This window comes from Nonomuraea marmarensis (genome assembly GCF_043197025.1).
In the GTDB taxonomy this organism is placed as follows: Bacteria; Actinomycetota; Actinomycetes; order Streptosporangiales; family Streptosporangiaceae; genus Nonomuraea; species Nonomuraea marmarensis.
The window spans coordinates 111931-126190 of the sequence record NZ_JBICRM010000017.1 but is presented as its reverse complement, the minus strand read 5'-3'; the positions used below and the strand labels follow the sequence as shown (position 1 = coordinate 126190).

The window sequence follows — 14260 nt, the reverse complement described above, 5'->3', positions numbered from 1 at the left end:
CTTTATGACATTGGGGTCACGTTTGCCCCGGCTAAGTGCTTTTCTCCAGGTCGCAGGGCCGCCCCAGTCGAGTCCCCTTCTCCAGAGGGCGCCTTCACGTCCGCTGCGCCCTCCTCGTCCGGAGGCACGTCTGCCGTGGCGGGAAAGTCCAGGGATGGGAGGGCGGCCACGGCTTCCTCGCGTTCGGTGCCGGTGGCCTGGAGGAGGTCCACGATGATCGAACGGAGCTGCGCGATCATCACGTCCGCTGAGAACCCCCATCGCTCCGCACCCTGCCGCGACGCCACCGACAGGATCGCCAGGCTGGACTTCTCAGGAGAGGCGCCCGTGGCCAGCTCCTCACGCAGCAGCAGGGTCGCGTCGGCCAGCTCGCGCAGCGCCCCGGGCAGCCAGGGCGGCAGCGGGCTGGAGCCGTCGAGTGCCACCGTGGCGCGTCTGGCCAGCACCCTGGCGTTTCTGAGCGCGTGATCGAGTGGCACGGCCGCCTTCTCGTACCCCTCCAATCTGGTGCGGCGGTGCCGGTGCAGAGGCGAGATGGTGGCGATCTCCCTGCTGGTCTCCAGCGCCTGCCTGAACTCCTCCACGCTCGTCTGGGTGCCCCGCACGGCCCCCAGCGCCTCGGCCGCCAGGGCCGAGTCGGACTTGTCGATGGCCTCCGCGATCCGCCGCAGCGCGTCGGCCAGCGCGCCGAACATCCCCGTCGCGTGCCTCGTCGCGAGCGCGGACGGGCTGGCGGGCAACAGGGCGACCGCGGCCAGCCCCAAGAGGCCGCCGACCAGGGCGTCGAGCATCCTGTCCAGCCCGCCGGTGCCGGACGGCGGCAGGAGGGTCGCGACGAGCACGGCCGAGGACCCGGCCTGGAGCACGATCAGCGAGCCGCTGTCGAGCAGCACCGCGGCGGCCATCGCCAGCGCGACCACCAGCGCGAGCTGCCAGGCACCCGAGCCGATCCACGAGACCAGCAGGTCGCCGACGCCGATGCCCACGCTGACGCCCACGACCAGCTCGACCACCCGCCGGAACCGCTGGCCGAGCCCCACGCCGATGCAGACCACCACCGCGATGGGCGCGAAGAACGGGCGGCCGTGGCCGAGCAGATCCTTGGCCACGAGCCAGGCGAGCGCGGCCGCGGCCGCGCACTGAACGATCGACGGGGCCATCAGCCTGAGTCTGCTCAGACGCTGCTGTACGTGCATGTCAACCACGCCACCTACCCTGACGTGGGCACGTGACACCGGGGTTACAGCACGATGAGATGCCGCTCAGCCGGCTCCGGTCAGCCGTTCAGGAAAGCGTCGACCGCGCGCAGGAACCGGTCGCGGGCGTTCATGTGGATCAGGTGCCCGACCTCTATCGTGACCAGCTCCGCCCCCGGGATCATGGCGGCCACGTCCCCAGCCTCGAACTGGCTCAGCTCCCCGCCCGCCAGCACCAGCGTCGGCGCCGTGACCTTCGCCAGCCCTTCCTGCCACGCCGGGTCGGGGCGCACGATCTGCCGCTCGGTGTCGTGCATCATCCGCCAGTCGAACCCGGGCGAGCCGTCCTCCATGACAGGCCCACGCCCTTCGATCGGGTAAGGCGGCAGCGGGTCTTCGAGCACGAGCCGCTCGACGCGGTCGGGATGGTTCATGGCCAGGTGATAGGCGACCGCGCCGCCGAGCGAGTGCCCGACCAGCGAGGCCCGTTCGAGGCCCAGGTGGTCGAGCAGCGCGACGACGTCCGCGGCCATCTCGGGCAGCAGGTATTCGCCCGGATAGTCGCTGGCCCCGTGCCCCCGCAGGTCGAGGGCGAACACGTGGTACCGGGCGGCGAAATGCTGGGTGACGCCGTTCCAGTCGTTGTGGTTGGCGGTACGGCCGTGGATCAGCAGGAGCGGGGGAGAGATGGGGTCGCCTTCCTCGCGATATACCAGCTTGATCCCGTTGACGTGCGCTTCGCGAATCACATCCGCGACCCTACCGCCCGCTCCACGACCGCCCCCTACCACCGCCGCACGAACGATCGGGCCCGGAGCTTGAGCTCCGCTGATCGGCTCGGCTAGCGTCGTCAAGGCAGAGGACAGAACGAGGAGGGTCGCATGCCGGATCCGATCGAAGTGCGCAAAGTGCCGATCGAGAGCGTCACCGACGCCTCCGGGCTGTCACGGCTCATCGCCGACGGGGTGATCGAGGCGCACCGGGTGCTCGCCGTCGTCGGCAAGACCGAGGGCAACGGCGGCGTGAACGACTACACGCGCATCCTCGCCGACCGCGCCTTCAGGGAGGTGCTGGCCCAGCACGGGCATCCGGCGCCGGAGAGCGTGCCGCTGGTGTGGTCGGGCGGCACCGACGGGGTGCTCAGCCCGCACGCCACCATCTTCGCCACCACGGCCGACGCCCCCGCCTCGGAGGAGCCGCGGCTGTCGGTGGGCGTGGCGATGAGCGAGGTGATCCTCCCCGAGGACATCGGCCGGCCCGCCATGGTGGAGAAGGTCGCGGCAGGCGTACGGGAGGCCATGAAGATCGCGGGTATCGACGACCCGCGCGACGTCCACTACGTACAGACGAAGACGCCCCTGCTCACCCTGGCCACCATCACCGACGCCAAGAGCCGCGGCCAGGACACCGCCATCGAGGAGACCGGCCCCTCCATGGACCTGTCCAACTCCACCACCGCCCTCGGCATCGCCGTGGCCCTCGGCGAGATCGACATGCCGCGCGCCGACCAGATCCACAAGGACCTGTCGCTGTACTCGTCGGTGGCCTCCTGCTCGTCCGGGGTGGAGCTGGACCGGGCGCAGATCGTGCTGGTGGGGAACGTACGCGGCATCGGCGGCCGCTACCGCATCGGCCACAGCGTCATGAAGGACGCCCTGGACGCCGACGGCATCTGGGAGGCCATCAGGGACGCCGGGCTGCCGTTGCCCGAGCGGCCCCATCCGTCGGACCTCGGGGGGCGGCTGGTGAACGTGTTCATGAAGTGCGAGGCCGACCCGTCGGGGCGGGTTCGCGGGCGGCGCAACATCATGCTGGACGACTCCGACGTGCACTGGCACCGCCAGATCAAGGCCACCGTGGGCGGGGTGGCGGCCTCGGTGACGGGGGATCCGGCGGTGTTCGTCTCGGTGGCCGCCGTTCACCAGGGCCCGTCCGGCGGCGGCCCGGTGGCGGCCATCGCCGACCTGGGCCAGCAGCGCATCCCGTAGTCTCGGAGGTTGTGCCGAGCATTCCGCGACCCCTCGATCCCCACGACGACGGCGGTGCCGCCCCCGCGGTGGCCGCCGCGCTCGCCTCCTACCAGGCGGGCACGGCCGATGCCGCCGAAGTCCTGAACGCCCTGAGTGGCGCCAGGCTGCTGGTGCCGGTCGTCGCGCTGCTGACCGAGTCCGAGATCGGCGAGCACGGGCTGCGGCAGGAGAAGGAGAGCGAGATGGCGCTGCCCAAGCTCGTCGGCGCGGACGGCAGGCAGGCGGTGCTCGCGTTCACCGGCACGGAGGCGCTGGTCCGATGGCGGCCCGACGCCAGGCCGATCCAGGCCACCACGCTCCAGGTCTGCCAGGCCGCCGTGCGGGAGAAGGCGGCGGCGGTCGTGGTGGACGTGGCTGGGCCGGTGCAGTTCGTGATCGAGGGGGAGGTGCTGGAGGCGCTGGCCGCGGTCGAGTCCGGCACCATCGGGCAGCTCACCGGCGTGACCGTCGCCCGGGTGGAGCCGGTCCGCGGCCGACGGTGGTTCTCCAGAAGCAGAAAGTGACGTTACGGGTCGGCGCCGGGGCGGGCCGCATTAGGGTCTGCTCGTGGTCGCACTCATGGCGCTGGTCGGGCTGGTCTGCGGACGCGCCATCCGGGTGCTCGCCGACGCCTACGCCGTCAGGACGCTGGCTGACGCCTGGGACGACCCCGCCGACGCCTACGACGGCGTCACGCCCGCCCCCGCCTGGCCGCCGTGGGTGGAGCTCCTGACAGCGGCCGTGGCCGGGCTCGTCGCGTGGCGGGTGGGGCTGCCGTACGTGTGCTTCGCCGTGATCGGCACGGCCCTGGCCGTCGTCGACTGGCGTACCAGGCTGTTGCCCGACGCCATTACGCTCCCGGCGTACCCGATCGTGGCCCTGGCGCTCGTACCGACTGGAGAGGTGGCCCGGGCGGTGGCCGGCGGGGCGGTGCTGGCGGCTGTCTACGGGGTGTTGTGGCTCGTCAGGCCGCACGCGATGGGGCTGGGGGACGTCAAGCTGGCCGGGCTCATCGGAATGGCCAGCGCGGCGTTGGGGTGGCAGGCGCTGGTGGTCGCGGCGTTCTGCGGTCAGCTGCTCGGCGCGCTCTACGGCCTCGCACTCCTGGTGACCAGGCGCGGGACCAGGCACACGCAGTTCCCTTTCGGGCCGTTCATGCTGCTCGGGGCGCTCAGCGTGCTCGTTCTCGGGTGGTGAACGCGGGACGTCCCACCCGGCCGCACGTGGAAGACTTGGAGGCATGTTGCGCTGGTTGACCGCCGGAGAGTCACACGGGCCCGAACTCGTCGCCATCCTCGAAGGCCTCCCGGCCGGAGTCGAGGTGACCACGGCCGCGATCGACGAGGCCCTGCGCCGTCGCAGGCTCGGTTATGGCCGGGGCGCGCGGATGAAGTTCGAGCAGGACCAGGTGACGGTCGTCGGCGGCGTACGCCATGGGCGCACGATGGGCAGCCCGGTCGCCGTCCGCATCGGCAACACGGAGTGGCCCAAGTGGGAGAAGGTCATGGCGGCCGACCCGGTCGACCCGGCCGAGCTGGAGGGCCTGGCCCGCAACGCGCCCAGGTCCCGCCCCCGCCCCGGGCACGCCGACCTGGCGGGCATGCAGAAATACGGATTCGACGACGCCAGGCAGGTGCTCGACCGGGCCAGCGCCCGCGAGACCGCGGCCCGCGTGGCGCTCGGCGAGGTCGCCAGGCGCTTCCTCAAGCAGGCGCTCGGCGTCGACATCATCAGCCACGTCACCGAGATCGGCGGCGCCAGGACCCCGTCCGAGGCCCTGCCCGGCCCCAACGACCTGGCCAGGATCGACGAGGACCCGGTCAGGTGCTCCGACCCCGAGGGCAGCGCCGCGATGATCGCCGTGATCGACAACGCGCACAAGGACGGCGACACGCTCGGCGGCGTCGTCGAGGTGCTCGCCTACGGCCTGCCGCCCGGCCTGGGCAGCTACACGCACTGGGACCGCAGGCTCGACTCCAGGCTGGCCGGGGCGCTCATGGGCATCCAGGCGATCAAGGGCGTCGCGGTCGGCGACGGCTTCGAGACCGCGCGCAGACCTGGCTCCCGCGCCCACGACGAGATCGAATACACCGCAGAAGACGGCGTCAGGCGCATCACCAACCGCGCGGGCGGCGTCGAGGGCGGCATGACCAACGGCGAGGTCCTGCGCGTCAGCGCCGCCATGAAGCCGATCTCCACGGTGCCGAGGGCGCTGGCCACGATCGACGTCAAGACCGGCGAGGCGGCCAAGGCCCACCATGAGCGCTCCGACGTGTGCGCGGTCCCCGCGGCCGGCATCGTGGCCGAGGCGATGGTCGCGCTGGTGCTGGCCGACACGGCGCTCGAGAAGTTCGGTGGCGACTCCGTCGAGGAAGTCGCCCGCAACCTGTCCGGCTACCTCTCATCCATGGTGATCAAGTGACCACGAGTGGCGCCGGGCGAACGAGGAGTAGTGCGCGAGCGATGACGAAAGTCGTGCTGATCGGCCCTCCTGGGTCCGGTAAGACCACGCTCGGGCGGTTGCTCGCCGAGCGGCTCGGGGTCGGGTTCCGCGACACCGACACCGACGTGGAGGCCGTGGCGGGCAAGCCCGTCGCCGACATCTTCGTCGAGGACGGCGAGGCCCGCTTCCGCGAGCTCGAACACGAGGCCGTGCGCAGGGCGCTGGCCGAGCACGACGGGGTCCTGTCCCTGGGCGGCGGCGCCGTGCTCAACGAGGAGACGCAGGCCCGGCTCGCCGGCCACCACGTCGTCTACCTGCAGGTGGGGTTGGCCGACGCGGTCCAGCGGGTCGGGCTCGCCGCGGCCAGGCCGCTGCTCGTGCTCAATCCGCGCAGCCAGTTGAAGAAGCTGATGGAGGAGCGGCGGCCGGTCTACGAGCGGCTGGCCGTGCTGACCGTGGTGACGGACAAGCGCGAGCCGGAGGAGCTCGCCGACGAGATCATCAAGGGGCTTCCCGCATGACCGCCACGAGGATCACCGTACGCGGTGACAGCCCGTACGACGTGGTGGTCGGCACCGGTGTGCTGGCCGAGCTGGGCACGCTGTTCAAGCCGGGCGTGCGCACGGTCGCGGTCATCCACCCGTCGAGCCTGCCGGAGATCTCCAGCCCGGTGGGCGCGGCGTTGCGGGAGGCCGGTTACGAGGTGGTCGAGCTGCCCGTGCCCGACGGCGAGCAGGCCAAGACCATCGAGGTGGCGGCCGGGCTCTGGTCGGCGCTCGGCCGCCACGGCGTGACCCGTTCCGACGCAGTGGTGGGCGTGGGCGGGGGAGCGACGACCGACCTGGCCGGGTTCGTGGCGGGCACGTGGCTGCGCGGCGTACAGGTCGTGCTCGTGCCCACGACGCTGCTGGCCATGGTCGACGCGGCGGTCGGCGGGAAGAACGGCATCGACACCCCCGAGGGGAAAAACCTCGTGGGCACGTTCCTGCCGCCCGCAGGGGTGTTGTGCGAGCTGTCCACGCTCGCCGGCCTGCCCAAAAGAGACTACGTGGCGGGCCTGGCCGAGATCATCAAGGGCGGTTTCATCGCCGACCCGGAGATCCTCACGCTCATCGAGGAAGACCCGGAAGCGGCGACCCGCCCCGACGGCCCCCACACCCGCGAGCTGATCGAACGCAAGATCCAGGTCAAGGCCGACGTCGTGGGCGCCGACCTGCGCGAGGCCGGACTGCGCGAGATCCTCAACTACGGTCACACGCTCGCCCACGCCATCGAGCGCGACGAGCACTACGGCATCCGCCACGGCGAGGCCGTCGCCATCGGCATGGTCTACGCGGCCGAGTTGTCCAGGCTCTCCGGGCGCGCCGACCTCGTCGAACGCACCCGATCGATCCTCACCAGCGTCGGCCTGCCCACCACCTACCGCGCCGACGCCTGGCCGCGACTGCGCGACCACATGCGCCTGGACAAGAAAACCCGCGGCGCCAAGCAGCGCTTCGTCGTACTCGACGCCCTGGCCAAGCCCGGCCGCCTCGAGGGCCCCGCGGAAGAGCTGCTCGAAGCCGCCTACAAGGAGATCTCCGCATGATCCTCGTCCTGAACGGGCCCAACCTGCGGCGGCTGGGCACCCGCGAGCCCGACGTCTACGGGGCGGAGGCGTTCGACGACCTGGCGGCGCTCTGCCGCGACACCGGCAGGGAGCTCGGCCACCACGTCGAGGTGCGCCAGACCGACGACGAGGCCGAGCTGGTCGGCTGGCTGCACGAGGCCGCCGACGGCCGCATCCCGGTCGTGCTCAACCCGGCCGCGTTCACCCACTACTCCTACGCCCTGCGCGACGCCATCTCCCAGCGCACGGCCCCGCTCGTCGAGGTGCACATCACCAATCCCGCCGCCAGGGAAGAGTTTCGCCATACCTCCGTCGTGGCCGGGGTGGCGACGGGCACCATCGCGGGGTTCGGACTACAGTCATACGTCCTTGCGCTGCACGCTATCGCGGAGATGAACACCACCTCATGAGGCACTACAAGTCCTTCGTCGCCCTCGGCGACAGTTTCACCGAAGGACTGAACGACCCCGGTCCCAACGGGCACTACCGTGGCTGGGCGGACCGGGTGGCCGAACGGCTCGCCGCCGACGACCCGTCCTTCCGCTACGCCAACCTGGCCATTCGCGGCAAGCTGCTCGACCAGATCGTCACCGAGCAGGTGCCGCTGGCCGTCGAGATGGCGCCCGACCTGGTCAGCTTCTGCGCTGGGGGCAACGACCTGCTCAGACCGGGCAGCGATCCCGACGTGATGGCCAAGAAGCTCGCGCGGGCGGTGCGCGACCTGCGGGCCGGGGGCGCGGACGTGCTGCTGTTCACGGGGGTGGACCCGCGCGATACGCCGCTGATGCGGCGGCTGCGCGGCCGCTTCGCCGTCTTCTACCTGCACGTGCGGTCCATCGCCGACCTCTATGGGTGCCGGCTCGTGGACCAGTGGTCGATGCAGGGTTTGCGCGACTGGCGGGCGTGGAGTGCCGACCGGCTGCACATGAACGAGGACGGCCACCGGCTGGTGGCGGCGCGGGTGCTGGACGTGCTGGGGGCGCCGTTCGAGGACTGGCGCAAGGAGTGGCCGGAGCGCACGGTGGATCCCCGGGTTCGCCGGCGCGAGGACGCCCAGTGGATGCGCGAACACCTGATGCCCTGGGTCACCCGCCGCCTCCGCGGCGCCTCCTCCGGCGACGGGATCTCTCCCAAGCGTCCAGAGCTTTCTCCCTGGTCCTAAAACCCAACCCTTTCATTTTGTACGGCGGAGCCAACGGCACGCCACCCGCCGCACATGGCGGGCGGCCTCCAGGGTGACGCCCGCTGACCCGCACGTGGCCGGCCGCCGCAACGGCGCTTGCTTTACCGGCTCCGTGGCCAAAACTGGACCGCTCGCCCGGTGGGCATGAGCGCGGCCCGGCGTCAGCTCTCCGCCGACAGGCGCTTCAGCGCTGCCCGGGGGATGGCCGGGTCCGTCGTGCGCCAGAACGGGGGCAGGGAGCCCAGGAGGAAGCTGCCGTAACGGGCCGTCGCCAGCCGGGGATCCAGGACCGCGATCACGCCCTTGTCGTCCTGGGCCCGCAGCAACCGGCCCGCTCCCTGGGCCAGCAGGAGGGCGGCGTGGTTGGCCGCCACCGCCATGAACCCGTTGCCGCCCTTGGCCACCACATGGCGCTGCCTGGCCGAGGTGAGCGGGTCGTCCGGGCGCGGAAACGGGACCCGGTCGATGATGACCAGCCGCAGTGAGGGCCCGGGCACGTCCACGCCCTGCCACAGCGACAGCGTGCCGAACAGGCACGTCGGCTCGTCCTCCGCGAACTGCTTGACCAGCAACATCGTCGAGTCGTCCCCCTGGCACAGCAGTGGCACGTCCAGCCGCTCGCGCAGCGCCTCCGTGGCCGCCTTGGCCGCGCGCATCGACGAGAACAGCCCCAGCGTGCGCCCCCCGGCCGCCTCGATCAGCTCGGTGATCTCGTCCAGATATTGTTGCGGCAGCCCGTCGCGGCCCGGCTGAGGCAGGTGCTTGGCGACGTACAGGATGCCGGCCTTGGGGTGGTCGAACGGCGAGCCCACGTCGATGCCCTGCCAGCCCTTGCTGTCACTGAGCCCCCACTGCCCCGCGAGCCCGTCGAACGTGCCCCCCAGCGCGAGCGTGGCGGACGTGAGCACCACCGTGCGCTCCCCGAACAGCTTGTCGCGCAGCATGCCGCTCACGCTCAGCGGCGCCACCCGCAACATCGGCGGGCGCCGGTCGGTGGCCGCGTCGAGCCAGACCACCTCCGCCCGGTCGGCCTCCGAGGCGTGGCCGTAGGCCTCCAGCATGCGCACCGCCGTGTCGTGCACCTCGTCCAGCGCCGTGAACGCCGCCTTGCGCTGCCCCGCCTTGTCCGGATCGTCCTTGTCGGCGTTACGCGAGCCCATCGCCGTGATGCACCGCCAGGCGGTGTCGCGCACCAGCGCCAGCGTCAGCCCGAGCACCTGCGGCAGCTCGTCGATGCGCCCGGGAGGTGCGGCGGCCAGCAGTGCCTTGAGGTCCTCTCCGGCCTCCAGGAGCTGGTCGGCGATCGGCTGATCGATCAGCCTGCCGACCCTGCGCACGGCCAGCGTCACCGACTGCTCCGACAACTCGGCGGTCACCACCGACGTCACCCGGTCGACCAGCTCGTGGGCCTCGTCCACGACCACGACCTCGTGCTCGGGCAGCACCGGCAGGTCGCCCATGGCGTCGATGGCCAGCAGCGCGTGGTTGGTCACCACCACGTCCACCTCGCCCGCCCGCGCCCTGGCCAGCTCCGCGAAGCACTCGGCCCCGCTCGGGCAGCGCGTCGCCCCCAGGCACTCCTGGGCGCTCACCGAGAACTGCCGCCATGCCTGCTCGCTCACCCCCGGCACCAGCTCGTCGCGGTCGCCGGTCTCGGTCTCCTCGGCCCACTCCTGGATGCGCTGCACCATGCGCCCGGTCGCGCTCACCTCGCGCGGGTCGAACAGCTGGTCCTGCTCGTCATCCTCGGGCCAGCCGGCCGTCGCCTTGTAACGGCACAGGTAGTTGCGGCGGCCCTTGAGTATCGCGAACGTCGGCTCGTGCGGCAGCTCCTTGCCCAGCGCCTCCGACAACCTCGGCAGGTCGCGGTCGACGAGCTGGCGCTGCAGCGCGATGGTGGCCGTGGAGATCACGACGGGCGCCTCGCTGTCCATCGCGTGCCGGATCGAGGGCACGAGGTACGCCAGCGACTTCCCGGTGCCCGTGCCCGCCTGGACCGCCAGGTGCTCCTCGTCGTCGATGGCCTGCTGAACGGCGTGGACCATGGTGACCTGGCCCTGCCGTTCGCTCCCTCCGAGAGCTGTGACCGCGATGGTGAGCAGTTCGTCGACTGACGGGAGATGGGAGTCCGGCACGGCAGTAAACGCTACCCGCATTCCCCGGCCGCCGCGCCCGCGCGCGGCCACCGGTCCGAATGACCCCGAATCGATCCGTGCGCCGTCTCGCGCCCGGCGGGGGCGGCGCCTGAACGCCGTGTGATCGGCCAGACGCATCCCGGCGTTCCAGGGCCCTCGCGGCGGCCGCCGTGGCACACTGAGCGATCGGGACTCCAACTGGTCAAGATTTCTACCGGGCGTAACCAGAGGGGTTCACGGTGTAGGTGGAAAGACCGGTTCTGTAGGGTTTTCCGGGGTTGAGTGGACGAATAAAGGCTGGTTAAAGCAGTATGTCTGCCATGTCGGAAGTTGTCCCGTTGCCGTCGTTCGGCGAAGTCTTCTTCGATGCACGAGGTCAGGAGCGGTGCCTCCGCGTCACATGGCACGAGGGCACGCTGGTCCTCAGCCTGTGGCGGGGCGAGATGTGCACCGCGAGCTTCCGCATGCCGATGGAGGACGTCGGGCGGCTGCTCGACACCCTCGATGACGGCTACGCCGAGGCCACGGGCGAGCAGCCCGCCGTGCCCGCCCCCGACCCGGGCACCGAGGTCATCCCCGGCACCGGCCAGTACCACCGGCCCGGCCAGCACACCCCGCAACCGTCGCAGCCGGACGAGCGGCCCACGGCCGCCCTGTCGCCCAACGACGTGCTCGTGGCCAGGGGCGCCCCGCCGGCGCACCAGGACAAGCTGGTGGCCTCGTACGGCGAGACCACGGCCCCGAGGGAGTACGGCGAGACCACCGCGCCCAGAGAGACCACCCCGGCCTACGGCGAGCGGACCCCCTTCACCGGCCCCCAATACATCGACACGACCGGCCCCCAGCAGCGCTACACCGGCGACCCCTTCAGCGGCCCCCAGTACACCTCGGACCCGCTCAGCGGCCCCCACCACGCCCAGCAACAGCCCGAGCCCTTCACCGGCCCCCAGTACATCGACAGCCAGTACGTCGACAACGAGCCCGTCTACCAGTTGCCCGGCGACCAGCGCCGCCAGTCGCCGCTGAGCACCGACCCGCTCGGCTTCCCGTCGCAGGCCGCGGATCCGTACCCGCCGAACAACCAGCAGTACCAGTCCGACCCGTACGGCAGGTACCAGCAACCCCAGCCACAGCCCCAGCCACAACCTCAGCCCAGCCAGAGCGCGGCCGGCCTCGGCACCCCCATGCATGGCATCCCGGGGGCGGGCAGGCCCCGCACGATGCCCCAGCGGCGGCAACCGGAGCCCCCCGCCAGGGACGACTACGCGAACTACCAGGCCCCACAGCCCAACCCCGTGGACCCGCTGCTGTCCATGGGCAGGCAGGAGCAGTACCAGCAGCAGCCCGAGGCGAACATGTCGCGCCCCTACGTCGGCGACCCCATGTTCTCCACCGGCGAGCGCCTGCGCCCCGAGCAGCCGGACTACCACGAGCGCAGCGACCGCAGGGAGTGGTGAGGACCCACTCCCGCACGGCATGTACGCTCACGGCGAGGCTGAGGCGATCGGGCTGAGCTAAGGAGCGCCGGTGAATCCGACCATGGGCCTGCAACTGCTGCTGATGGCCGGTGGGGCGATCGCGGTCGCGGCCGTCGCGCGGCGCAAGGGCTGGCCGGCCCCGCTGCTGCTGGTGGCCGCGGGACTGCTGGTCTCGCCGCTGGTGCCCGCGGTGCCGCTGCAGCCGGAGCTGGTGTTGTTCGTGTTCCTGCCGCCGCTGCTCTACTCGGCCGCGCTCGACAGCTCCTACCTGCGCCTGCGTGACGTGAAGAGGGCCGTGGGGCTGCTGTCGGTGGGGCTGGTGCTGTTCACCACGGCCGTGGTCGGGCTGGTCGTCCACCTGCTGCTGCCCGAACTGGCGCTCCCGCTGGCGTTCGCGCTCGGCGCCATCATCGCGCCACCCGACGCGGTGGCCGCCGTCGCGGTCGGCCGGCGGCTGGGCCTGCCGCGCACGTCGCTGACGATCCTGATCGGCGAGAGCCTGTTCAACGACGCCACGGCGCTGACGCTCTACCGGGTGGCCATCGGGGCGGCCGTGGGCGGCGCCGTCGATCTGTGGCAGGGCCTCGGACAGTTCCTCTTCGCCGTGGCGGGCGGCGTGGCGATCGGGCTGGCGCTGGCGATGGTGTTCGCCTGGGTGTTCGAGCGCACCCGCGACTCGCTGGTCGAGAACACGGTGATGTTGCTCATCCCGTTCGCCGCCTACCTCGCGGCGGAGTCCGTGCCCGCCCCCGCCATGATCGCGGGTGAGTCCGTGCACGCCTCGGGTGTGATCGCGGTGGTGATCGTCGGCCTCTACCTGGGCAACCGCATGCACCTGCGCGGGTTCGGCACCCGGCTGGTGTCCGACGCGGTGTGGAAGGTCACCGACTTCTTCCTCGAGGCGATCGTGTTCGCGCTGATCGGGTTGCAGCTCGTGACCGTGATCGAGGGCATCGCCGGCTACGGCCCGTGGGAGGTCGCATGGTACGCCGCCGCGGTGCTCGCGGTGACGATCGTCGCCAGGTTCGGGTGGCTGTTCACCGTCACGTACCTGATCCGCTTGCTGGGCAGGGGACTGCAGCCCACCCGGCAGCAGACGGTGATTCTCAGCTGGGCGGGCATGCGCGGCGTGGTGTCGCTGGCGGCGGCGTTCGCCATCCCGCCGGACATTCCCGCGCGGGACCGCGCGATGTTGTTGTTCCTGACGTTCACGACCGTGATCGGCACGCTGCTCATCCAGGGCACCACGTTCCCCGCGCTGATCAGGCGGCTGCGCGTGTCGAGCGAGCAGGAGCAGTACGAGGACCGCCTGGCCGAGGCGGCGGCCCAGCAGGCGGCGCTGGAGGCGGGCCTGGCGGAGCTGGACCGGCTGGTCAGCGAGTACGGCGAGCCCGACGAGATCCAGAAGCAGGTCATCGACCAGCTCAGGGAGAAGTCGTGGCGGCGCTCGCTGACCGCGTGGGAGCGCCTGGGCGGCGGCACGGGACCGGGCGGCGTGGAGACCCCCAGCTCGCTCTACCGGCGGCTGCGCCGCGACATGCTCCAGGCCGAACGCCAGGTCTTCGTACGGCTGCGCGACGAACGCCGCCTCGAGGACGAGGTGCTGCGCGAGGTGATGGCCCAGCTCGACTTCGAAGAGGCCATCCTGGAGCGCTGATCAGCCCATCTGGTTGTCCACGAAGCACCACCGCCAGTCCTCGCCCCGCTCGAACGACTGGATCACGGGATGGCTCGTGGCGTGGAAGTGCGCGGTGGCGTGCTTGGACGGCGAGGAGTCGCAGCACCCGATGTGGCCGCACTGCAGACAGCGCCGCAGATGCACCCAGCGCCCTCCGGCGGCCAGGCACTCCTCGCAGCCCTCGGGCGTGCTCGCGGCGGGGTCGCCGGCCTGGGAAAGATGGTCGCAAATTGCCATAACAGGAATCCTAGGTCCAGAGTGACGTTCGGATTCCGGCCGGGCCTCTTGCCGCCTGCCGGGCAAGCACGGACATGTCTTACGGGGTGCCGGGTGATGCCTCGAACGGCACCGTACCGGCGATCAGGTAGATGTGGGCGCGCCCGATCTCGCTGATCGCCGGTTAACGGCCTTCGCGCCATCGGGGTCCAGCGCGTCGAACCCCGCTCGGATCACGAACGAGGTGAGGTCCGGCACACTTCGCCAGTGGCCGGACTCAGCACCATGGTCGTCCCGCCGCGGCTGCACCGGG

At 71.3% G+C, this 14260-nt stretch carries 14 protein-coding genes; 10 read left to right on the top strand and 4 right to left on the bottom strand.

Annotated features, from left to right (window positions below; all coding sequences use genetic code 11):
* Positions 1-2: 2 nt before the first annotated feature.
* Both ACFLIM_RS26830 and ACFLIM_RS26825 read right to left on the bottom strand, forming a co-directional pair.
* Positions 3-1160 carry an FUSC family protein gene (locus tag ACFLIM_RS26830; RefSeq protein ID WP_393169996.1) on the bottom strand — a complete coding sequence of 386 codons (1158 nt, stop codon included), beginning with the start codon at positions 1158-1160 and terminating at the stop codon, positions 3-5.
* A 116-nt stretch (positions 1161-1276) separates the two neighbouring features.
* Complete coding sequence (locus ACFLIM_RS26825) at positions 1277-1945, bottom strand: alpha/beta fold hydrolase (RefSeq protein WP_393169995.1); 669 nt, start codon at positions 1943-1945, stop codon at positions 1277-1279.
* A 132-nt stretch (positions 1946-2077) separates the two neighbouring features.
* Between ACFLIM_RS26825 and ACFLIM_RS26820 the strand changes: the two genes are divergently transcribed.
* From ACFLIM_RS26820 to ACFLIM_RS26785, 8 genes are read left to right on the top strand one after another with little or no spacing between them, the layout of a single operon-like run.
* A complete protein-coding gene (locus tag ACFLIM_RS26820) occupies positions 2078-3184 on the top strand; it encodes a barbiturase (protein WP_393169994.1) in 1107 nt (368 codons plus the stop codon).
* A gap of 11 nt (positions 3185-3195) precedes the next feature.
* Positions 3196-3729 (top strand): SseB family protein, encoded by a 534-nt coding sequence (locus ACFLIM_RS26815; RefSeq protein ID WP_393169992.1) that lies wholly within the window; start codon positions 3196-3198, stop codon positions 3727-3729.
* Between the two features lie 43 nt (positions 3730-3772).
* Positions 3773-4402, top strand: a complete 630-nt coding sequence (locus ACFLIM_RS26810; protein WP_393169990.1) for a prepilin peptidase — start codon at positions 3773-3775, stop codon at positions 4400-4402.
* A gap of 43 nt (positions 4403-4445) precedes the next feature.
* Entirely contained in the window at positions 4446-5627 is a 1182-nt protein-coding gene (aroC, locus tag ACFLIM_RS26805) for a chorismate synthase (RefSeq protein ID WP_393169989.1), read from the top strand.
* 41 nt (positions 5628-5668) lie between these two features.
* On the top strand, positions 5669-6169 hold the full coding sequence (locus ACFLIM_RS26800) for a shikimate kinase (RefSeq protein ID WP_393169988.1): 501 nt from the start codon (positions 5669-5671) through the stop codon (positions 6167-6169).
* A complete protein-coding gene (gene aroB / locus ACFLIM_RS26795; RefSeq protein ID WP_393169986.1) occupies positions 6166-7236 on the top strand; it encodes a 3-dehydroquinate synthase in 1071 nt (356 codons plus the stop codon). Before ACFLIM_RS26800 ends, aroB begins: the two co-directional genes overlap by 4 nt.
* Positions 7233-7667: a type II 3-dehydroquinate dehydratase gene (gene aroQ, locus ACFLIM_RS26790; RefSeq protein WP_393169984.1), complete on the top strand. Its 435-nt coding sequence runs from the start codon at positions 7233-7235 to the stop codon at positions 7665-7667. Before aroB ends, aroQ begins: the two co-directional genes overlap by 4 nt.
* On the top strand, positions 7664-8419 hold the full coding sequence (locus tag ACFLIM_RS26785) for an SGNH/GDSL hydrolase family protein (RefSeq protein WP_393169982.1): 756 nt from the start codon (positions 7664-7666) through the stop codon (positions 8417-8419). The genes aroQ and ACFLIM_RS26785 overlap by 4 nt, the downstream gene beginning before the upstream one ends.
* A gap of 182 nt (positions 8420-8601) precedes the next feature.
* Here the strand turns inward: ACFLIM_RS26785 and ACFLIM_RS26780 are convergent, their stop codons facing one another.
* Positions 8602-10596, bottom strand: coding sequence for an ATP-dependent DNA helicase (locus ACFLIM_RS26780; protein WP_393169980.1), 1995 nt, complete (start codon positions 10594-10596; stop codon positions 8602-8604).
* A 299-nt stretch (positions 10597-10895) separates the two neighbouring features.
* On the opposite strand from ACFLIM_RS26780, the gene ACFLIM_RS26775 reads away from it, so the two are divergent.
* Both ACFLIM_RS26775 and ACFLIM_RS26770 read left to right on the top strand, forming a co-directional pair.
* The gene (locus ACFLIM_RS26775; protein WP_393169978.1) at positions 10896-12032 is read left to right on the top strand and encodes a hypothetical protein; all 1137 of its coding nucleotides are present in this window, start codon (positions 10896-10898) and stop codon (positions 12030-12032) included.
* 70 nt (positions 12033-12102) lie between these two features.
* Complete coding sequence (locus ACFLIM_RS26770; protein ID WP_393169977.1) at positions 12103-13710, top strand: cation:proton antiporter; 1608 nt, start codon at positions 12103-12105, stop codon at positions 13708-13710.
* Here the strand turns inward: ACFLIM_RS26770 and ACFLIM_RS26765 are convergent, their stop codons facing one another.
* Positions 13711-13968, bottom strand: a complete 258-nt coding sequence (locus tag ACFLIM_RS26765) for a UBP-type zinc finger domain-containing protein (protein WP_393169975.1) — start codon at positions 13966-13968, stop codon at positions 13711-13713.
* Between the last annotated feature and the right edge of the window lie 292 nt (positions 13969-14260).

Coding starts and splice junctions, on each gene's coding strand:
- ACFLIM_RS26830 (WP_393169996.1), bottom strand. CDS start 1,160: ATGGCCCCGTCGATCGTTCAGTGCGCGGCCGCGGCCGCGCTCGCCTGG.
- ACFLIM_RS26820 (WP_393169994.1), top strand. CDS start 2,078: ATGCCGGATCCGATCGAAGTGCGCAAAGTGCCGATCGAGAGCGTCACC.
- aroC (WP_393169989.1), top strand. CDS start 4,446: ATGTTGCGCTGGTTGACCGCCGGAGAGTCACACGGGCCCGAACTCGTC.
- ACFLIM_RS26800 (WP_393169988.1), top strand. CDS start 5,669: ATGACGAAAGTCGTGCTGATCGGCCCTCCTGGGTCCGGTAAGACCACG.
- aroB (WP_393169986.1), top strand. CDS start 6,166: ATGACCGCCACGAGGATCACCGTACGCGGTGACAGCCCGTACGACGTG.
- aroQ (WP_393169984.1), top strand. CDS start 7,233: ATGATCCTCGTCCTGAACGGGCCCAACCTGCGGCGGCTGGGCACCCGC.
- ACFLIM_RS26785 (WP_393169982.1), top strand. CDS start 7,664: ATGAGGCACTACAAGTCCTTCGTCGCCCTCGGCGACAGTTTCACCGAA.
- ACFLIM_RS26780 (WP_393169980.1), bottom strand. CDS start 10,596: ATGCGGGTAGCGTTTACTGCCGTGCCGGACTCCCATCTCCCGTCAGTC.
- ACFLIM_RS26775 (WP_393169978.1), top strand. CDS start 10,896: ATGTCGGAAGTTGTCCCGTTGCCGTCGTTCGGCGAAGTCTTCTTCGAT.
- ACFLIM_RS26765 (WP_393169975.1), bottom strand. CDS start 13,968: ATGGCAATTTGCGACCATCTTTCCCAGGCCGGCGACCCCGCCGCGAGC.